This is a genomic window from Bacillus cereus group sp. BfR-BA-01355, from assembly GCF_022663675.1.
GTDB lineage: Bacteria > Bacillota > Bacilli > Bacillales > Bacillaceae_G > Bacillus_A > Bacillus_A thuringiensis_S.
The window spans coordinates 1-20,641 of record NZ_JAKUFY010000101.1 but is presented as its reverse complement, the minus strand read 5'-3'; the positions used below and the strand labels follow the sequence as shown (position 1 = coordinate 20,641).

Here is a 20,641-nt window from a genome sequence, read left to right as displayed (position 1 = left end):
AGTGCACGTTTAAATTGATTTTCTGGAGTTTCCATATAAAAAACATTCCCCTTTCTTAAAACATATTAAATGTAAATCCCTAATTATCCCAATTTTGTACATATAAATATTAAAGCATAAATAGTCGATTATTTAAATGTAAATAATCAATTATTTAATTTCATCTGAAACTTAGGGGGAGTGCTTCTTAGCAATTACCTCTATATTTTCTTACATTTTTAACTATGGGCTGATTAGTTACTTTCATTTTTGAGTACCTCACATTCTTTAATGCATTGGATAAACAGTTATAATCTTACCATTAATAAGAACAAACCTAATTTCCATTCCTTCAGATGTTTTACCAGAATATAACCTTCCACCTATACATCTTTTATTGCTATAAGCCTCGTGAATGGCTTCCATAAGAAGAATGCGATTATATACTTGAAATGCAACAAATTCGCTTTAAAAGCCTATACGTATTTTCCCTCCATCTTCTATATGCTTCCGTAAATAATAATACTTATGGAGTTCTATAATCATATAAAACAAACCAAACGAAAACACTGTGCATGCAGACATAAATACAATTGCCCCCATCTGTTGTGTTGCAATGCTAAGAATTATATTAGCAATTAACTGCCCCAATCCCGCTGCAATAGCTGCTACTTTTACACCACCAGTTTCTTTCGATGATTTTGATTTTTTTCTTGGTTCCTGAAGTTTTTCAATATGATTTTTATAAAAATGATACAAAGCGAAACTATACAAACCAAATGAAAGAATAAAATAGATGGGAGTTTGTAATTGTAACACTTCATAGGCAAGTTTTTGCGTTATAACCAATAATCCGACTGAACATATGGTGCCATATACTCCTCGAAATAGAGTGTATTGTAATTGTCGTTTCCGAGGATTGATAGCAATCCATATCGCCCACAAATTTAAAAAAACAACTGGAGGAGTTACTATATATACATAGAGTAATTGAAAAGGATTCGCGAATGCAGGCAAAAGAACAAACACGTCTGCCCCCAAAAGGACAAGAACAATTACGTGGACTCTTATTTCATTTACAGGATAAAGAGCCATATAATGTGCAAAAGCTTTCTTATTAAAATTTAGACTTTTTTTCATGTTAATTAAACCACCCCGCTACTGTTGACCAAGTTTTTTTCATTTCCCCTTTAATACATAATGAGTAAAATATGAATCGGTTAATTTTACTAAACATATTATGAGATTTTGTCGCGAATTTTCAAACATCAAATCTTTCTATTGAATATTAGCATATAATCAATTCTAATCATGAAACATTCTACCTTTTATAATGATTTTGGATAAGTTATAAATAGTCTCTACCTATTAATATTGTATAATTCAATAAATTTGTTAAGACTGTCTTCTAATCTCTTAATTGTGTTTGGATACTTTTTTGAATAATCCTCACACATTTTTTTTAAATAATGATAAAGTGTTTGATAATCAATTATTACCTCATCACCACTGTATAATGCAAATTCTACACCTTCAAATGAATCTCCATTGGCAATATCATACTCATCCAAATCTCCTGGAAAAGTACATGCGCCATATTCCTCTCCAAATCCTACTCCTTCACAAACTGAATTGATTACCTTTAAAAATCTTTCATCATCTACCATATTAAACACTGCTTGTATAGGGAAATGAGTTAAATCTAGTAAATCCTCATCTTTTAATCTAAATTCTCTTTGCATACATATCTCTCCTCGTATATCTTTAATTTATTCTGGAAAAAAAGAAGAAATTTCTCCATCTTTATGGTATCCTCTCCAAGTTATCTCTTTACTGTCAACACCTGTCCATTCTCTTGAAAGAACTCCATCACTAGTTTTTAATTTAGCGTCATTAGCTGCTTCAATTCCACGGTTAATAAATTCCTTATCACTTATAATTTTAGGATCATAAATGGTTTTTGTGAATACTTTATTTCCATACTCTCCTGTAGGAGTGCCATCCATATTTAACTTAGGCATATTGTATTCTACTGTTTTTACACCTGGAATTTTTGAAGGTGATTCACTGACTATTTTTAATATTGTTTTTAAAGAACTCTTCACTGTTGTGTGCTCCACCAATACCTCTCCTTCTTGGAACAGAGGGGTCTATATTTTTAATATGATTTTCTAATTTAGGAGTCGCTTTAAACTTTCAAGTGATTTAATGGTGAATGTTTTTGATACTTTTTACCTATTATGGACATTAAAAAAGCTTATGCAGGTTATACATAAGCTTTTTTACTCATGATTAGATATTTTTCAAATGCTACACCTTAATGCAAGTCTTAAAAAGATTAAATATAATAGTCAGGATTTTCATCCATTTTAATTAAAAATTCTTCTAAAGAATCCGCTATTTTCTCATCTTCAGAGTAAGTAGGACATTGACCTAATTCATTTTCCTCTTTAAATTTAATTATTAAAAAGTTAAGTTCTGTTACTTCAAAAAACACTAATGAATCATCATCTAGGTTTGGATTATATTCATAAATATCTTGCCTTAAACGGAAATCTGCAACTGAAATCGGGTCCATAAATCTGTTGAAAAACGTTCTTGTATCAGACTTAAAAAAAACACAATCTATTTCTTGATAAAAGCGTTTCAGTTCTTTTGGAAGTTCCATTTGTAATAAGCTTTCTGCCTCATCTATCTCATCTTGATATATAGGATAGAAAATAGGTTTTTGTTTAGAACGGACACTTCTGTCTGCTACAACATATTCTTTCAAAAAATTAAACATAATTTTTACTACCCCCTATTAAAGAAGGGTTATTTTTAACGCTTCCTCAAGCATTGTATTAAAATCATTATATGTGTTCATTACCGTACCTGATGGTTTATCAAGTTCTAGATAAGTACCGTCTGATAAGTTTTTGTAAAACCACGCAATATTTGAATCCCCAAAGAAAAGATACTCTTTTTGAAATTCATTTTCATACCAAATCTCATTCGTGTCTATAAAGCCGCAAATATGTTCATCTTTTTTTGTTTCTAGTAAAGAAGAATCAACTCCGTAAAGTACCAGTCCATCAAAGTCTAAACCATTTACAGTTTTAAGAAACTCTTCGTATTCCCTCGGTAAATCAACATTAAATTTCTCTTTTACATGTTCTCTTAATCTTTGAACTTCAGTATCCGTTGCGGGTGTATTCAGCTTATAATTAACACTTTTCAATATATCTCCAATTTCCAAAATCATATTTTTCCACATATAAAAACCTCTTTCTAAATTTATTCCCCTTTAGGGTAGATATTGTATTTTGGTATAGGCCAGCTTATGTCTACACTATCTCCAGGTTGTAAGCCTTTAGTTAATGTACGTTGTGTATTAGTTATAGCTTTATGATATGGGTGATTTTGTATTAAAGTTAAATTTTCAAATGCATTTGTCCCTCCATCATCTAATGGAAGATTATGATGTACTTGCCACCCTATTGGAGGCTTTCCTCTTTTCATCAATTCTATATCCCCATCTGATATACCAGCATTCTTAAGTTCAGCAAGCTTAGCAGGGTCATTAACTAAGGATTTAAGAAAATCTTTTCTCACACTCCTATCAAATTCCTTTCGAAGTTGTTCAGCTTCTTCTCGAGTTCTCTTAGAGTAAGTAATTTCATCAACTTTAACATCTTTAAGAATCACATCTTCTCCATTAACACTCATACTAATGGTGCCTTACATTTCACATAGTACATATTAATTACTATAAAAACTTCTTCTTAACTTTGGGTTAATATTAAAAAGACTTATGCGTAATTCACATAAGTCTTACTTTTGTTACTCATAATTAATTATTCGTCCTCGTCTTCAAACTCATATAAGCTATCAAGTAATTCTGCAAAAGATGAGCAAACAGGATAGATGGATTCTTCCATTTCTTCTTCCTCATGGTCCCAAAATACGACTGTTGGTGACTGAGGATTATTTCGGTAATCAAAGCATAGAAGGTTACCAAACGGGTCTCTAGCAAAAGGATATACTTTATCTACCAATCTATCTTTTATACTATTATATGTTTGCAGCATAGAAATTTTTCTCTCAGAGTCTAAGGTTAAAAGATTATTAAGTGAATCTTCATCCTGATTAGGAATATTGAATGTATCTGGAGTAGGATAGCCACCATCATATTTCTTTACACACTCAATAAAATCATTAGGAAATTTAATACCAAAGTACTGTTCTAATTGTTCAATTTGTTCATCTGTAACTTTTTTCTCACTTACATTAATCCATGTAATGTTGTTCATAATTATAAACCTCCCTATTTATCACTATCTTTTCCCCAAATTTTATATCCACCTGTATGACCAGTATCGTGATGTATCTGATAATCTACAAGTTGCATTCGACCAGGTTCCTGATGATGATGCCATGTATAATTTTCTGGTGTTTTCCCTATTCTAAATAGTTCAATCTCTTCTTTCGTGAATTTTGAAGCTAATTTAGGGTCTTCCATTATTTGTTTGTATAGGTCCTTATTGCATCTTCTAAAATGTGTTGTTCTAGTTTTTTTGAAGTCTGTCTCTTTTAAGGTTACCTCGCCCTTAGATTTAAAAATAGGAAATCCATCAGCATCATAAGGTATACCTGTAACTGGATGTTTATCTCCTGCTAATTCACCCATTCTTAACCTGATTGTTTTTGGACCATTCGGGCCTTCATAGGTATAATTAGCTGCTTTTTGTAAATATTGCTGTGTTCCACCTGCAAATGCAAAATCACTTTCAAATTTCCCTGTGTAATTATTAAATACGTTTAGTGTGTTTCTATATGTAGTAGAATTAGTTACTCTGGACATACCTTTTGTTAGATTTGCAGTAGTTGCTACCTTCGATACTTTACTTAATCCTTTATCACCAATAAGTCCTAATCCAACTTGTGTTAAAGCATAACTTCCCCATTTAGCACGACTTTCAGCATCTCCATTTATTACATCATTAATAAATGAATCTGACAATACATTATACATCGTACTGAGGGTATCAATAGGGTGCAAAGCAGCGTTCCCCATGTTTTCCCACGTTTCCCAATCTCCTAAAGCTTTTATTCCGTCTATTGTATCGCTAACTGCTTGTCCCGTACCATCTACAATACCGTCCCAAATTTTTTCACCAGTAGATTTTTCAGGTAGCTTACCACACATTTCACCTTCTTCAATTGAATTGGCAGCTTGTCGTGCCCTCTCTTCTGTAATCGCTTGAATTGAAGTTGTCCATTCCATATTCAACCCTTGCATACTAAATGTACCACTTGCAGGACTAAACCCTTTCCCACTTTGAACTTCCGCAAGACCTGCAGCAATACTAGCTGCTAATTGAAGTGCTGTACTATAATTATTACTAGAGGTCTGATTAAATTGATACAAATGATCCAGCTTTTCTTGTAGTTTTTTCCTCATCACAGTAAAAAGATTCGCCATAGCGTCCATACCTGGGGTTGGCATAGCTTGATTGACAGCTTCCATACTTGCTTTCATTCGGTCAATTTCTCGAATTTGTTCTAATATTTCTTGTTCAATTACATCTGTGGAAGCGACTTGTGATTGAAATTGACTTGGAAAAGCATCGTTCTGGCGAATTAACTCTTCACACAGATAAATGATTCCTTGCGCTAAAGGACGAAAGGTTTGTACAAAAAATGATTTTGCACTGCTATAAGTTTGTCCTTGTAGAACAGTATCAATTGCAAAGGCATCAATTGACTGAATGACTTGTTCCATACCTTGAATAGTAGCGTTACATACAGCATTCATACTTTGAGTTTGGCCTTGTACTTCTCCTAAATATATATTTAAGCTCATGCATTGACCTCCCTCGCTAATTGTTGTTGTTGATAGGAAAGGTCGTTTTCTAAATCACTAAGGTTTCGTCTTTCTTTAAGCAACGTTTCTTTTTGGTTTTCTAATTCAAATGTGACTTTTCGTTCAATATGTTGTGCCTCTTGATATGTATTCATAAAAAACTGAGACATTTCTCTATCACCATGCCAAGTTCCTAAAATTCGATCAAACAAACGATGGTTTCGACCTCTCCATTCATAAAAATCTGCTTCCGCTTGCTCCTGAATGTGAATCGCGGATTGATTTCGGTCTTGTTCTTCAAATACACTTCTTAACTTTTGATTTACTTGATTGATTTGTTTTTCAATATCTTGACTCATTATATTCCTCCTACTATTTTACCTTTACGTAGGTTGTCACATTAGCGAAAAGTGTTGTGAAGTTCGTTATCCATTCTCTCAAACTCTTGGGCTACTGAATGAATATTATCGACCGCTTGTTGAAAGGCAGTGGAAAATTGTTTCGTAAAATCTAACATTTGTTGATTCGCTTCTTGTGCTTTGGAATTAACAGATAGTGTTGTACGCGTCGCCTTTGTTATAGAACGATTTGTTGCACTTTGGATTATATTCGAAGCTGTTCTCATCTGCGTAGCAATTTGTTGTGCCGTTTGAAAATTACTTTGAAATTGTCCCATCACTCAAATCCTTTCTCTAATTTTCAGAACATGCCAAAGAAATCCCAATCAATATATGAAAATTCCCTATCAATATCACTCTTTTTAAACGTGTGTCCAGCTAAGTTGGGCATGCAATCAAATGAGCCATACACTATAAGCTGTATGGCTCATTTGAAATGCTTGTTATATAGAGTATGACAATTTTTATTTCAAACCGAAATTACGTGATAATTCTTCATCATGAGAAGCAACAGCTTCTGCAGTTTTATTCAGCTGCATATTAATTTCTTGTAATAGCTGTGCAAAGTTTTGTACTTTTGGCTTTAATTCATTGAACTGTTGATCAAAACCTTCGAAAGCACGACCTTCCCATTCTCCTCTTAATTCATTTTGCAAGTTTTGTAGTTGACTTAAAATGTCCTCAATTTGATTTGCACCTTGTCCATATCGAGCCGCTTTCGATTTAAGCTCCTCTGGTGACATACGAATTTGTCCAGCCATTTTCATTTCCCCTTTAATACATAATGAGCAAAATATATATTGGTTAATTTTACTAAATATATTATAATGTATTATTTTGAACTTTTAAACAATTTATCTTTCTATTGAATATTAGAATGTTAATATTCTACTTTTTCTTGCTTTACAAGATTTTATGCAAAAAAGACCACCAAAATGAACTGACCCCATAAAGTTAGACAGGTCGTTTCATTAGGCAGCCTTTAGGGCATGAGTTCGATATTGTACCGGACTCATGCCTTTTAGTTTTTCCTTAATTCTTTTGTGATTATAATAATCGATATATTTTTCAAATTCTTGTTTAAAGTGTTCTATGCTTTCAAAATCTTTTAGATAAAGAAATTCAGATTTCATAATAACAAAGAAACTTTCAATAACCGCATTATCGTAACAGTTCCCTTTACGAGATATACTTTGCGTAATCTTGCGTTCCTTTAGGGCGTGACGATACTTCTTCATTTGATAATGCCAGCCTTGATCAGAGTGAATAAGGAGTTCGTCTTCTTCTGTCAATTGTTGAAAAGACTTCTCCAACATCTTCGATACAAGTGAATAGGTTGGTCTTGAATCAATTGTATAAGCGATTATCTCTCCATTAAATAGATCTAACATCGGTGATAAGTAGAGCTTCTCGCCACATAATTTAAATTCTGTTATGTCTGTAACCCATTTTTCGTTCGGCTTTTCAGCTTTAAAATTACGTTCTAAAATATTTGGCGCAATCTTACCTACTTGTCCTTTATACGAGCGATATTTTTTCATACGAACTAGACTCTTTAAACCTAACTCTTTCATAATTCGTTGAACTTTTTTATGGTTGATTTTGTGTCCTTCGTTCATTAACTCATCGCGAATACGGCGATATCCATAACGACCTTGGTGTTCATCGTAAATGTTTTGAATTAAGGATCTTTAGCTCTTTATCTTTATCTTTATCTGGTCGATTAGAATTCTGTATCCAGTAATAATATGTACTTCGTGGGAGTTCTGCTAATTTTAAAAGTGCCTGCACCGGAAATGCTTTCCTTAGTTCATAGATTACTTGCGCCTTATCTTGTTTGGTGATTTTTCCTTGTTTTGAACTAAGACATTCAACTTTTTTAAATAAGCATTCTCCATACGCAAACGCTCCAATTCAGCTTGTAATGTTTCTACTGACTCTTCTGTTTGTGTTTGTTTCTTAATTGATTTTTGATTGTCCTTAGTCATAGATTGACGCCCCTTTTTCTTCGATTTAAGGGCGTCTACTCCTTTTTGATGTAGCTGAATACGCCATTTTCTAATAAGTCCAGGTGAAGAAATATTAAAAATGACTGCCGTTTCGTTTGGAGACGTCCCATTTTCGAACATATAATTTAGTACGTCTAGTTTATACTGTGCAGAATACGTTGTATAGCCTTTTTCAAAGGCCCGGATTCCATGATATTCAAATTGTTTTATCCACATGCGAACCACTTCGTGATTCGCTCCCAATGATTTCGCAATATCTTTTATACTCTCACTTCCATCTTGATAATGTATTACTGCATTCATTTTGTCTTCTGAAGTAAATTTAGTCATAAAAAAACTACACCTCCAATTGTTAGACTGTGTCTAACAATTGGGGTGCAGTTTTTTTATTGTTTCTTGCAAGTGAATTATTTATATTCCTGTCTATATAATTTAAACGAATAAATAGCTCCAATAAAAAATACAAAAGCTTCAAATAATATAAAGATTTGACGGAAATTCTCAATATCTTTACCAACTAAAGAAATAAATATAGCATTCATTAGAATTTGAGTAGTAAACATACGAGAAGTAATTTTTAAATAAATAGCATTTGTGCTTTCATCTGGTTTACCAATTTTTTTGTAAATAATAATAAGTGCAATTACTGAACCCAAAAATAGAAGTGCTGTAATTCCTACAACGATATTGAAATTGCCTGTACTTTCTAACATCCATTTATTTAATAGATCAATCATTATTATCTTCCTTTCCTACATAAGAGAATATTTCGTCCTTCTTTTTCACTATAATAAAAAAAGAAAAAGGAAAATATCGAACTTTCTTACAAACATTCGTGTATTCTTACAGTTTTGTCATTTTGTAAATGTATTCATCGCCTTGCCTTTCACTATTTTCTTTGGAAAACATAGTGAATTACGAGAAAGAGCGCTACAAGATCAACTTCCAAGGAGTAGTGCACTAAAACTCTTAATTAATGCAATTAGTTTGTTTTAAAGTAGTAAGTGGACACAATACTTCTTAGTTGTAGAAAGTATCGAGATCCCTGTGCCAATTCCAGCGTTTGCTGCAGCTCTATTAATTGGTTTAGGAATAATCCCGCTTTGTTCTTAATTTAAGGAACTCCAAACAGCCCTACCTTTCAATTGATAAACCCTCAAGTGTATGAATGCTTGGAGGTTTCTTATAAAAAAAAGACGCCATAAGGCGCCCCCACAATTGGGTAGATAAGACTTTAGTTTTCCAATCTAAAGAAGTTTTGTATCAGCTCTTTGAGAGTATATCATAATATTCGGTTCATTTATTATGTATTTTTACATACCTATAAAAATCCCTCTATTTTCCACTTAATAAAATGAATTACCAATATTAATAAGATTCAAATAAACATTTCTACAAATTCAAAACATTTACAAAATAAGAAAAGTGATATATTTAAGGTGCAAGTTATAAAAAATATTAAGGGGGATTTATTATGTTCAAGAAATTAGTAGTTGGAGCATTAGCAACTGGTATTAGCTTAATTGTTAGTGCATTTGGAACACCGTTTAATAATAGGATGCAGGTGTTAGCCATGTTACATAGTAAATTCGTTGAAGATTCGGTTCTGGTGCAAAAATGTTAGTTGGAAACATAGAATAGCAATTTTCTCTTCATTTCTATCTTATGAAGCTAAGCCAAACAATTTAGGAATAAATTCTTTCTGATTTTGGACAGACTTGTCCGGTAAAACAAGTTGCCCGTTTTTTATCATATGCATAGATTCGACACCACTCAATATAGAGATTGCTGTTTTAAATGACTTGAATCTCTACAGGATAGGCAGGGTTCTTATCTACTGTTATCACACGAGGTTTAGAAACATGCGAAAAAGCCAAGGCTTTCTTGAAAAAGCGCTTGACTGCTGGTTTATCTCTTGATTTACTTAGATAAAAATCAATTGTATTACCCTCTGAATCAACTGCACAATATAACTATATCCATTGACCTTTTACTTTTCTTTCAACTTAGGTCTTATATCTTTCTGTAACGTTTGTGAGGGATTTAAGTGTCAATTCTTTGTACGATAAATTTCAATGTTAAAATCCGCTTTTTTCTTTTTTCTTTTCTTCAGACCCTCTTATTGATTCTTCTAAACACTTCAATAATACATCTTCACTTTTGCATCGAATAGCTTCATAAATTTTAGGTCCAATGTTCTCAGGCAATTGCCTAACTGCAACATAGAATCCACTAAACAACATTTCTAATTCACTTGCTGTAAACTCATACTTCTTTAACTCGCCTTCCGATTTGCGTACAGATTCATTCACCAGAGCATTCTGTGTTATATCTAACAAACATATTAAATAATCGTATAAACTTGCATTTTCTTATATATATTCAATAACTTGCAAACGTTCATTAGGAAATCTTCTCAACGCTTCCATTTTTATCTGTCTATAACTCGGAGTGTGCTCATGAATATCTGTTAAAAACTCTTCAGTGCTCATAACTCTTCCCCCTACATACTCATGTTATATATTTTAACATGTATAACTCGTCAGAAATAGAAACATTTATTTAGAATGCTAACGGATAACCATTTTTAATTTAATCCCATAGATGAGGTCTTTTTAAACCTAAAGCCCTCATATCTCTTAATAATTGCCCTGTATGTACGGCTTCATGATACGCCATTCTCATTAACATATCTCCAAGGTTTCTAGTATATCCTACATCTGAGCGATCTATTTTTATATTTTCAAGATCTTCCTCATTTAATCCCATTATAAAATCTAAGAAATTTTTTCGATAAGGTTTTGCAAAATCAACCTCATCTTGAATGGTTGAAAAATCGCGTGTATTGAAAGGATTTGGTTCATCATCGCTATAGGGCAAACTTTTTCTAGTCTTTAAAATTTCAAGATATAAATATTCAGCTTCTAAAACATGCCGTACTTGTTCTAATATAGTCATTGAAGATGAATCAACCCTATGAAATAAAACCTCACTGGGAATAGAACTCCATAAATTTAAACTTCTCCGGCGTACTTCATTAGAATTCATAATTATTAGTTCAATTTTGTTCATAAAATAACTCCCTTTACACTTAACTAATTACAATGCTGTATCATTTTGAATCTTATCTAATCTTTTTCTATCAAATAAACCAAGACTTACACCTACGATTGATGATACTATCGCGAAAGCACCTGCAACTAAGAAGATTGACAAAACATTTATTGACTCAGCCAAAAAGCCAGCTATCATAGCACTAAAAGGTAAAGCTAAAAATGCTACCATTCTAGTAGAACTGATAACTCTTCCGAGCAACTTGCTAGGTACAGTCTCTTGTCGCAATGTAAACCAATTAATAGCTAATAAAGTAACTGATCCTTTAATAAAAATTTGACAGAATACTAAAATTACTAAGCTGAATTGAGAGAAGTACAGGAGCATCTGGGCAAGTCCTATAACAATCCCTGAATAAATAATAACATTTCCTCTTGGAATATGTTTAAATTTACTTGCAAAATAAACAGCCAAAATTGGTCCAATTGCCTGTAATGAAAAAATTAATCCAATATTTATAGGACTCAAGCCTAGATAATCTTTCAAGTAATACATAAAAAGAGATTCTACAGCTCCAAATCCTATATTGATACCAAAAATAACTAGAGAACCAACTAAGATAATTTTCGTTCCAAAGACATATCTTAGTCCTTCAACAATAGGTTTTACTAATTCAGGGCGTTTCTTCTCTTCTTCAGCAAAATCTCTAAATTTTAAAAATAAAAATATTGTTCCTGATAAAAAGAAGGCCACACTTGTTATTAATAAAACATTCGAATTCCCAAAAAGCGCTATTGCAATCCCCGCTACGGCGGGTCCCAAGAATGTAATAATCGTTTCGCTTAGTCTAAAGAATGAGTTACCTTGAATAAGATCCTCTTTAGATAAGATTTCAGGAACTGCAGATTCAAAACTAGGATGATGAAAAGCTGCTAAAGCAGATAAGGTAAAAGCGGCAATATATATAACTATTATGCTGTTATAACCACTTAAAAAAAGTATAGGAACTACGAGTACAAAAAGCGCTGAAGCATAGTCTCCTATTATCATTATCTTCTTTTTAGACATTTGGTCTGCTAATGCCCCACCTATTAAACTAAAAATAACTTGGGCTCCAAGCTCTAATGCTAGTACGAAGGCCATTTTACTTGGAGAATGGGTTAAATCATAAACAATTAATGGAATTGCTATAGTGAAGAACCACATTCCTAATTTACTTATTGTCATCCCAGAAAAAAGTATTACATAATTCTTATTAAAAAAAACTTTAGGTAGCATATCAAATCACTTCACTTCACTTTTAACTACTTGACCACAGAGAGGACAATCTAACATTTTTTCCCACGAAGAAACAGTATTAGTTTCTAGGGTTAAAAAGTCCACTTCCATAACTTTCCCTAAAGAAATAGGTTGTGCAATCTGCGTTAAAATTTTTAATGCTTCATTAACAATTGTTCCAGCTACAATAGCTACGTTTGGACTTATAGCAGCATTGTTTCTAGTAAACTCCATGTTATTCATAGCTTCTAATTGCTCGTCTTGTTTATCGTTTAATTGTCTTGCATAATTAATGTGACATTGTACACAACCTGTCTTAGAAGGAATCATAGAAAAGAATCTACCACGAGTATTTAATACTCCACCATAAACCATTGGCAGATTACATTTAACCACACCTTCGTTTACCCAGTTTGCAATATGTAATGTTGGCTTATCTGCAACACATATCACAAGCTCAGTTCCTTCAATATGTTCAATCACATCTTGAGGTGACTCTATTTTCTTATTTATAATTTGAAGATCCACATTAGGGTTGAATTGGGATATTCGCTTTTTAGCCATTTCAACCTTACTATTCCCTATATCTGATTCCGAATAAAGCAACTGTCTATTAAAATTACTTAATTCAATATTATCAAAGTCCAGAGCTTTTATATTATGAAATCCTAATGCTGCCAAATGATACAGTACTTGTGTTCCAAGTCCTCCTACACCAAGAAGTGCAATAGGCGTTTCTAAAATCTTTTCTTGAATTTTATATTTATCTTCTCCGAATTTCGTGAATAGTGAAAAATAATTTATATTCGCTTTATATCTTTCTAAGATGTAATCATTGAGTTCTGGTACAATTGAATTATCTTCTAAATAACCTTCATTTCCTAAAACTTTTATAGCCTCAATAATTTCATTTGAACTAATATCAGGAAATTCTTTTTGTACTTCTTGAACGATGTTTGGAATGTTTCTCTGGCCATCTAATTTATTTATTAGAAATGAGATGCTACCAGTAGGGTCTGGAATTATACCTGCTAAACCTTCTTCTTCACCAATTTGAATTTCTTTATTTAGGAAAAAATAAGGGATAGTTTCTTTAAATTTTGGTTTCATTTTATAACATCTCCTTAATTAATTGATTAATTAAAAAATTAAGAAGAACCGGAAATCCGGTTCTTCTTAATGACTTAACCTGGTACATTAGTAAGTGCATTAGCAGCAACTACTTTTTTAGAAGCTTTTTTTACTTTAACGATCATATGTAATCACCTCCTACATTTGATAAATCTAGCATAACACACAAAAAAGAGAAATTACATAATAGTCTGATAGTTTCAGGTTGAGAAACTTTTTTTTGAAAATTATAGAAATAACTATTTTTAGTAGTTTATTCACCTGTAAAAAATCAATCCATAAGCAAGTTTAAGTCTTGATAGGTTAAGTTTCCATTTGAATGTAATAATTTCCCCTGTTTAAAGGTGCTGCTTATCTTATCAAGGTTTGTTAGAATATTCCTAAAAGCTGAAGATCCAAGACTCACTCTCTCAATTTTTAATGTCTTTATGTTTTGCATGGAATTTAAGTTTTCACTTTGAAGCAAATTTATAGGTAACTCTATATTTTCTCTAAGTACTTTTATTGTCTCAATATCCTTAACTCCAGGAATAAAAATACAATCTGCTCCGGATTTTTTATATTCTTCTGCACGAACGATTACATCCTTAATACGATCTTTTAAATCGCCAATATCTAGCCAAAAACTATCAATTCTTGCATTTATGAAAAGATGAGGCGAATAAGCTTTAATAAAGTCTAAAATGACCTTTTGCTCATTAATTTCTCTTAAATACGTACCTCTCCCATCCTCTATATTTATACCTACCACTTCAAATTTTTCTAACTCATTTAATATTTTTCGTAAATCAAAAATATTAGCGGCATATCCTCCTTCAATATCAGCTGAAACAGGAAGTTTGGTATTTTTCGAGATATTACTAATGGAATTTAACATTAACTCTAAAGGAATCTTCTCGCCATCTGGATAACCTAAGGTTGCTGCGATACCAGCACTAGTAGTCCCAATCGCTTGAAAATCGTTTCTCTCAAAAATCTTAGCACTTGATGCATCCCATGCATTTGGAAGCATTAATGGATTGTTTTGATCATGTAACGTTCGAAATAACTTAATTTTCTCTTTAAATTCCAATTTAAACACCCTTTAGTAAATTATTTTTTTAGTTTTACACTTGACTTTTTTTGCACCTACTAGTTATGTTGTTTTACATAACGGATTAAATTAGATCTTGCAGAAAGGATAGGTGTGAGTATATGAAAATCGCGATAGTAGGTTTAGGACCAAGAGGTATATCAGTATTTGAAAGAATAGTCTCTAATATTTTATCTGAATTAAAATCAGAATCTTATGAATTTTTTTTGATTGATCCACATCCTCCAGGAGGAGCTGTATGGAGAACAGACCAGTCACCTCAACTTTTAATGAATACAGTGGCTTCGCAAATCACTTTATTTACTGATGATAGCGTCCAGTGTCGGGGTCCTATCGTTAATGGGCCTAGTCTATTAGAATGGGCAAATGAATTAAGGGATAAAATTGACACTTTAGATATGCCCACCGTTATTACAGAAGAAATTTATTCCTTAGAACCTAACTCTTACCCTACAAGAGCTCTATACGGCTATTATCTTAAAGATTCATTTAATACTATTCTTGAAGAATTACCCTCAAATATTAAGATTAACTTAATTCAAGACACATTAATTAATCTCTATCCGAACAATGAAGATTATACTTTATTTCTTAATAAGTCTTTAACACCAATTAAAGCTGAAAAGGTTATCTTTACAACTGGGCACTCAGATCAGAAATTAACTTCAGCTGAAGAACATTTCTTTGAGTTTGCTAATAGTAACAACCTAAATTACTTCCCACCATCCAATCCAGCAGATGTTAATTTAGATTCAATAGAACCTAAAACTCCCGTAATAATAAGGGGATTAGGCCTTAATTTTTTTGATTACATGTCACTTTTAACAAGTGGGAGAGATGGAAAGTTTGAAGAAATTAATGACAAATTAAATTACATTCCCTCTGGTAAAGAACCTTTATTAATTGCAGGTTCTAGGCGAGGCTTACCTTATCACTCTAGGGGACAAAATCAAAAAGGTTCTTCAGAAAGACATATCCCACTATTTCTAAAAAATGAAGTTATCGAGCAGTTAAAACATAAAAATAACCTAAGCTTTAAAAAAGAGATATGGCCTTTCGTAAAATTGGAAGTTGAAAGTATCTATTATACAACTTTAATTCGCAATCTCTATGGAATAGAAAAATCTTGTCAGTTCCTTTACGAGTTTGTTAATTGTGCCATAGAATACCATAAGGATCTTTTAATCAACTTTGGAGTAAAATCAGAACTATTTTTTGATTGGCACAAAATTAGTTGTCCTTATGGTGATAAAAAATTTAATTCAATAACAGACTTTCATAATTGGTTAGATACTTACTTACATAATGATATTAACGAAGCAAACCTGGGTAATAAAAACAGTCCACTAAAAGCCGCATTAGATGTTTTAAGGGATATCCGAAACGAAATAAGAATACTTGTTGATCATGGAGGAATAAATGCTGAATCTTATAAAGAAGAGTTACGCAATTGGTATACACCTTTAAACGCATTTCTTTCAATTGGCCCTCCTGTTCAAAGAATCAAAGAATTGAGGGCATTAATAAGAGCCGGAATTTTAGTTTTAGTTGGACCTGAAGCAACTGTAGCTACTTCACCTATAAATAAAGATTTTAAAATTAGCTCTAACCGTGTTAAGGATTCGATATTTCATGCAAAGAACCTAATTGATGCTAGACTACCCTCAGTTAATATAAATCAAAGTAAAAATATTTTAATCTCAAATATGTTAAAAGCAGGTCTAGCCTCAGAATTTAAGATTGCAACGAACAATAATTATATTTTTGAAAGTGGAGGTTTAGCAGTGACTCCCCCCCCAAATAGATTAATAGATAAAAACGGTAAAGTTAATCCTAATTTATACTCCTTTGGAATTCCAACAGAAGGCGTTCATTGGGTAACTGCTGCGGGAGCGCGACCAGGGGTTAATTCTGTAACACTCCTTGAATCCGATTCAATTGCAAGAGATGTTCTAGGCTGCAATATTACAATTAATAATGTGTATAAGCAGACCATTAGCTGAGGAATTATTCCTCAGCTAATGGTCTTAAATTGGTTTTATGTATAACTCAACCACTTGTTATAAACATCATCAACAAACTTTTCACTCAACCCTGTGTATGATTCTGGATTAGTAAGGGAATTTATCTCTTCATCGCTAAAATACTTCTTAATTTCATTGTCTTCTAATAAAATATCTTTTAAATCTTTGTCTTCTTCAAAAGCTCTCATTGTTAATTCGTACAATAAATCATGGGCAGTAGTTCTACCAATTATCTTCCCCAATTCTAACATTACGTTCTCAGATACTATTAAACCTTTGGTAAGAAAAAGATTCTTTTTCATTTGTTCTTCATTTACTATTAAGTTTGTTAAGACATTTTTAAGTTGTTCTAATGCGCCGCTTAAAGTTATGCAAATTTCCGAAATATAAGACCATTCAGATTGCCAAAATGTAACATCTCTTTCGTGTTTCTGAATCATACTGTCAATAGCTAAAGTTGATTTTCTATTGACTATTTTAGTTAATCCCACAATATAAGAGCAAGTCATAGGATTTCTTTTATGCGGCATAGTGCTACTTCCTACTTTACCAGAATGGTACCCCTCTTCTACTTCTCTAATCTCTGTTCCTTGAAGGCTTATTATTTCTTCTGCAACTTTAGCTGTAGTTGCTCCAATCATATTTAAAATCATGCTAAATTCTGCAAATCGGTCTCTAGACGTGTGCCAAGATACTAAGGGTTCAATTAGGTTTAAATTTTTTACATACTCTTTTCTAACAGCTAACCCTTGCGCTCCTAATGAAGCTAAAGTACCAACTGCACCTCCCAGTTGCCCCACTAAATATCGGTCTGCACCTTGTTGTAACCTTTCTAAGTGACGACCAAGTTCATCTGACCATATAGATATCTTATATCCAAAAGTAATCGGTAAGGCATGCTGACCTAACGTTCTGCCTGGCATTACTGTTGACTTATATTGCTGGCTTAATCTCAAACATATCTTTAATATTTCTTGAGTTTGATTATAAATAAGTTCATGAGCACCTTTAATTTGCAGGGTAAGTCCCGTGTCAATTATATCTTGTGTTGTTGCTCCCCAATGAATGTACTTACGTGATTCTTCATCACATAAACTCTCGAACTCATGTAGGAATGCTACAAAGGGGTGTCCAGTTTTTTTCATTCCTTCTCTAATCTTATTAAAATCAAGTTTATTTTGGTCAGCTGCATTTGCAATATTAGTCGCTGCATTTTGAGGTATAATACCTAATTTAGCTTCAGCTTTTGCTAAGGCAACTTCTGAATTAAGCCACAATTGTATTAAATTCTCGTCTGAAAAATTTGTTCTCATTTGTTTTGTACCAAACTGGTCCTTAAAGATTTCAGAATCAATTGGTGTCGAATTCATTAGTATCACCTTTCTTTTTCATTAATTTAAGATAAAATATCTACTATTGATATTAGCATATTAATGTAAGTAATTTGTCTTAAAATTGATTTTATATATTTTTGAAACCTAAAATGAAAAGGAATACGGGAACAAAAGAACAAAAAAACACAACAGATAAAAGATTCTTTTCGTAACAAACGAAGGGATCTTTTATCTGTTGTAAGAACCATGGGTTCCCAAGAATCCTTCACCTATCATTTATTCATTTCCTGTTCCCAATTATCAACTTAAATATCCGCTACTCCCTGTTCCAATGGCTACACATCTCCTTTTGTTACTGTAGCTTGTTCATATAACGTGTTTAACGATGTTATTCCCCATAAAGAAAAAGATAATCCACTTAAAATTGTAATCTCGATGACAGTTTTCCCCTTACCTTATATAACGTAGAAAGCTGAAAAAGTACTTGTTATATTGTTATTATTCCTTCATACTCGTCTCTACATAGTCTAAATTCAATTCATTAAATTCTTCTAATGTATCTAACGCTCTAACGTATTCTATGGGGGTATTTCTTTCTTTGTTGGATAATAGCTTGTTGTATTTTCCCATCTGTTTGCAATTTTTCGACAGCAATGTCTCATACGATATGAAAAACTCTACTAGGGTGTCTTTTACCCAATATTCAAAAGGTTACATGTGTTTGCTGACTAAAAATTATTTCCTTATAAAGGATAGAATCACAATAATTATGCATATAATTCCGCCTAAAAGCTTGTCCTATTTCAGTGATTTTTTCTAAAAAATTTTGCGTATTTTTTTAACTGTGTTCCTTTAAAATTTCTCATTTCTCATGAGTCTGTTCAGTTTTTTAAAGTGTAACTTTGTTTAAAAAGCTTTGCAACAGAATTACTACCAGTAACACTCGTCATATAATTAATAATTTGTTGTATATATTCACTATTAATAATAGGCCATTGAATACCTAATAATTTTAGTGTTTTTTGAGTTTCAGTCGAATCAAGATTTATTGGTTTATAACAATTATCTTTTGGTTCTTCAAATGTCATGAGGTTTTGAATATCTTCCTGTTTCTTTTTATCTTTAGAAAGTTCTAAAATAAATTGTTGATACTCTGTTTCAGAAATTACCTTAATTGGATATCCCATTGAATTTAGTAATTTTACAAGTACATTTAAATTTAACGTAAGATGATTGTATATATGATTTACGCAATTTTTGCTATTTTCATGTATTTCATTTGAAGTTACAAACCCTGTGATAATTTTGCTGCAATAATCTACAGGTGTAAACTCAACTTCACTTGATAATAATACATCTGTCACGATACCATATTGTAATATAAATTTTAATTTGCTCATAAATGCATTTTCGGTGAAGTTATATTGATGTTGTCCATCAATATATCTATTTGTAAGATTTCCTACTCTATAAATAGTAGCATCTGTTCCCGTTAATATTGCCTTGAATATTTCATATTCCGCCAAAAATTTACTTTTCACATACACATTATCTTTGTAATTTTGTTTTACATAAAAATCGCTTTCTTTAAATATTGTTTCCGTTTCATTTAATACAAATTGTCCGGCTACACCAGTTGTAGATATATGATGTAAATCCTTAGTATCACCAACAAATGCAAGAAGTTCTTTTACCGCCTGGACATTTGCTCTTTCAAATTCACTATACTCGCCAAAATGTTTTGTTAAAGCTGCAGCATGAATAACAGTTGATATTTGTTGATGAAGCTCCTTATATAATTCGTTTTCTAATCCCATATTTTGTTTAGCTAAATCACCTTGTACAATAAAGATACGTTGATTTACTAAAGATTGATAGCTTACAAATTTATTTTTAAAATAAAATTTTAACATGTGTAATAAACGATTATTTGCCTCTTGTTTATTTTCCCCACGAACTAAACAATATATCTTACATTCTGTAGTATCCAATAGTTGTTCTAGTAGGTGAATACCTAAGAATCCTGTAGCACCTGTTAAAAGTATTTTGCTATTATTACTAAATTCGTGTCTTTTTGTTTTCTTTAGCTTCTTTGGAGGAGTTGTCAATTTAATATCTAATGTATCTGAATGTGAATTTACTTTATATCCATATTGAATTTTTTTAGCTATATTATTAATTGTTTTTAATTCAAAGTAATCTTTAATAGTTACATTCCAACCTTCAGAAAATGTTTTTACTAAAGTACTCATAATTTTTAAAGAGTGCCCACCTAGATCAAAAAAATTATCATTTATCCCAATGACAGAGGAGTCAATCCCTAATACCTCTGACCAAATTTCTACCATTTTTTGCTCTACTCTATTCCGAGGTGCTATATATCCCTCGTTCGTTTGTATAATAGAGGCCCATGCAGGTAAAGCATCTTTATCTACCTTCCCATTAACAGTTAATGGCAATGATTCTATCTTGATAAAATGAGCCGGGACCATATAA

At 32.0% G+C, this 20,641-nt stretch carries 21 protein-coding genes and 3 pseudogenes; 3 read left to right on the top strand and 21 right to left on the bottom strand.

The genetic code is table 11. The features are described 5' to 3' along the window. Window positions 1–447 precede the first annotated feature (447 nt). From MR167_RS24745 to MR167_RS24685, 13 genes and pseudogenes are all read right to left on the bottom strand, one after another. Entirely contained in the window at window positions 448–1,119 is a 672-nt protein-coding gene (locus tag MR167_RS24745; RefSeq protein ID WP_242315723.1) for a hypothetical protein, read from the bottom strand. Between the two features lie 221 nt (window positions 1,120–1,340). Beyond that, window positions 1,341–1,721 (bottom strand): ribonuclease toxin immunity protein CdiI, encoded by a 381-nt coding sequence (gene cdiI / locus MR167_RS24740; RefSeq protein ID WP_086389951.1) that lies wholly within the window; start codon window positions 1,719–1,721, stop codon window positions 1,341–1,343. Window positions 1,722–1,748: 27 nt separating this feature from the next. Continuing rightward, the gene (locus MR167_RS24735; protein ID WP_242315721.1) at window positions 1,749–2,099 is read right to left on the bottom strand and encodes a CdiA family toxin C-terminal domain-containing protein; all 351 of its coding nucleotides are present in this window, start codon (window positions 2,097–2,099) and stop codon (window positions 1,749–1,751) included. Between the two features lie 218 nt (window positions 2,100–2,317). After that, entirely contained in the window at window positions 2,318–2,764 is a 447-nt protein-coding gene (locus MR167_RS24730) for an SMI1/KNR4 family protein (protein ID WP_242315719.1), read from the bottom strand. Between the two features lie 18 nt (window positions 2,765–2,782). Further along, on the bottom strand, window positions 2,783–3,235 hold the full coding sequence (locus MR167_RS24725; protein ID WP_242315717.1) for a YrhA family protein: 453 nt from the start codon (window positions 3,233–3,235) through the stop codon (window positions 2,783–2,785). A 20-nt stretch (window positions 3,236–3,255) separates the two neighbouring features. Then, window positions 3,256–3,687 carry an HNH endonuclease signature motif containing protein gene (locus MR167_RS24720; protein WP_205770137.1) on the bottom strand — a complete coding sequence of 144 codons (432 nt, stop codon included), beginning with the start codon at window positions 3,685–3,687 and terminating at the stop codon, window positions 3,256–3,258. A 128-nt stretch (window positions 3,688–3,815) separates the two neighbouring features. After that, window positions 3,816–4,271, bottom strand: a complete 456-nt coding sequence (locus MR167_RS24715; RefSeq protein WP_001060034.1) for an SMI1/KNR4 family protein — start codon at window positions 4,269–4,271, stop codon at window positions 3,816–3,818. Window positions 4,272–4,285: 14 nt separating this feature from the next. Then, window positions 4,286–5,824 (bottom strand): HNH endonuclease, encoded by a 1,539-nt coding sequence (locus MR167_RS24710; RefSeq protein WP_242315715.1) that lies wholly within the window; start codon window positions 5,822–5,824, stop codon window positions 4,286–4,288. Next, window positions 5,821–6,183 carry a DUF3958 family protein gene (locus MR167_RS24705; protein ID WP_000076120.1) on the bottom strand — a complete coding sequence of 121 codons (363 nt, stop codon included), beginning with the start codon at window positions 6,181–6,183 and terminating at the stop codon, window positions 5,821–5,823. The genes MR167_RS24710 and MR167_RS24705 overlap by 4 nt, the downstream gene beginning before the upstream one ends. A 41-nt stretch (window positions 6,184–6,224) precedes the next feature. Then, a complete protein-coding gene (locus MR167_RS24700; RefSeq protein ID WP_000529655.1) occupies window positions 6,225–6,500 on the bottom strand; it encodes a TIGR04197 family type VII secretion effector in 276 nt (91 codons plus the stop codon). 186 nt (window positions 6,501–6,686) lie between these two features. After that, window positions 6,687–6,983: a WXG100 family type VII secretion target gene (locus MR167_RS24695; protein ID WP_000918588.1), complete on the bottom strand. Its 297-nt coding sequence runs from the start codon at window positions 6,981–6,983 to the stop codon at window positions 6,687–6,689. Window positions 6,984–7,193: 210 nt separating this feature from the next. Continuing rightward, window positions 7,194–8,561: pseudogene (locus MR167_RS24690) on the bottom strand (IS3 family transposase). A 77-nt stretch (window positions 8,562–8,638) separates the two neighbouring features. Further along, window positions 8,639–8,968 carry a hypothetical protein gene (locus tag MR167_RS24685; protein ID WP_000566275.1) on the bottom strand — a complete coding sequence of 110 codons (330 nt, stop codon included), beginning with the start codon at window positions 8,966–8,968 and terminating at the stop codon, window positions 8,639–8,641. A gap of 139 nt (window positions 8,969–9,107) precedes the next feature. Between MR167_RS24685 and MR167_RS33755 the strand changes: the two are divergent. Beyond that, window positions 9,108–9,224, top strand: a pseudogene (locus tag MR167_RS33755) (transposase); the annotation flags it as partial. Between the two features lie 481 nt (window positions 9,225–9,705). Then, complete coding sequence (locus MR167_RS24680; protein ID WP_000473828.1) at window positions 9,706–9,855, top strand: hypothetical protein; 150 nt, start codon at window positions 9,706–9,708, stop codon at window positions 9,853–9,855. Between the two features lie 39 nt (window positions 9,856–9,894). Here the strand turns inward: MR167_RS24680 and MR167_RS24675 are convergent. From MR167_RS24675 to MR167_RS24650, 6 genes and pseudogenes are all read right to left on the bottom strand, one after another. Further along, a pseudogene (locus MR167_RS24675) lies at window positions 9,895–10,228 on the bottom strand (DDE-type integrase/transposase/recombinase); the annotation flags it as partial. Window positions 10,229–10,309: 81 nt separating this feature from the next. Beyond that, window positions 10,310–10,543 carry a hypothetical protein gene (locus MR167_RS24670; protein ID WP_001005923.1) on the bottom strand — a complete coding sequence of 78 codons (234 nt, stop codon included), beginning with the start codon at window positions 10,541–10,543 and terminating at the stop codon, window positions 10,310–10,312. A 280-nt stretch (window positions 10,544–10,823) separates the two neighbouring features. After that, complete coding sequence (locus MR167_RS24665; protein WP_001033112.1) at window positions 10,824–11,303, bottom strand: DinB family protein; 480 nt, start codon at window positions 11,301–11,303, stop codon at window positions 10,824–10,826. Between the two features lie 27 nt (window positions 11,304–11,330). After that, window positions 11,331–12,563: an MFS transporter gene (locus MR167_RS24660; RefSeq protein WP_000937088.1), complete on the bottom strand. Its 1,233-nt coding sequence runs from the start codon at window positions 12,561–12,563 to the stop codon at window positions 11,331–11,333. A gap of 6 nt (window positions 12,564–12,569) precedes the next feature. After that, window positions 12,570–13,673 (bottom strand): HesA/MoeB/ThiF family protein, encoded by a 1,104-nt coding sequence (locus tag MR167_RS24655; RefSeq protein ID WP_000802788.1) that lies wholly within the window; start codon window positions 13,671–13,673, stop codon window positions 12,570–12,572. 292 nt (window positions 13,674–13,965) lie between these two features. Then, the gene (locus tag MR167_RS24650) at window positions 13,966–14,775 is read right to left on the bottom strand and encodes an isocitrate lyase/PEP mutase family protein (protein WP_223838112.1); all 810 of its coding nucleotides are present in this window, start codon (window positions 14,773–14,775) and stop codon (window positions 13,966–13,968) included. A 113-nt stretch (window positions 14,776–14,888) separates the two neighbouring features. On the opposite strand from MR167_RS24650, the gene MR167_RS24645 reads away from it, so the two are divergent. Then, window positions 14,889–16,790 carry an FAD/NAD(P)-binding protein gene (locus MR167_RS24645; RefSeq protein ID WP_098829686.1) on the top strand — a complete coding sequence of 634 codons (1,902 nt, stop codon included), beginning with the start codon at window positions 14,889–14,891 and terminating at the stop codon, window positions 16,788–16,790. 35 nt (window positions 16,791–16,825) lie between these two features. Here the strand turns inward: MR167_RS24645 and purB are convergent, their stop codons facing one another. Further along, on the bottom strand, window positions 16,826–18,181 hold the full coding sequence (purB, locus tag MR167_RS24640) for an adenylosuccinate lyase (RefSeq protein ID WP_001089379.1): 1,356 nt from the start codon (window positions 18,179–18,181) through the stop codon (window positions 16,826–16,828). Window positions 18,182–19,026: 845 nt separating this feature from the next. Beyond that, the coding region (locus tag MR167_RS24635; RefSeq protein ID WP_242315713.1) for an SDR family oxidoreductase at window positions 19,027–20,641 on the bottom strand (1,615 nt) is incomplete at its 5' end.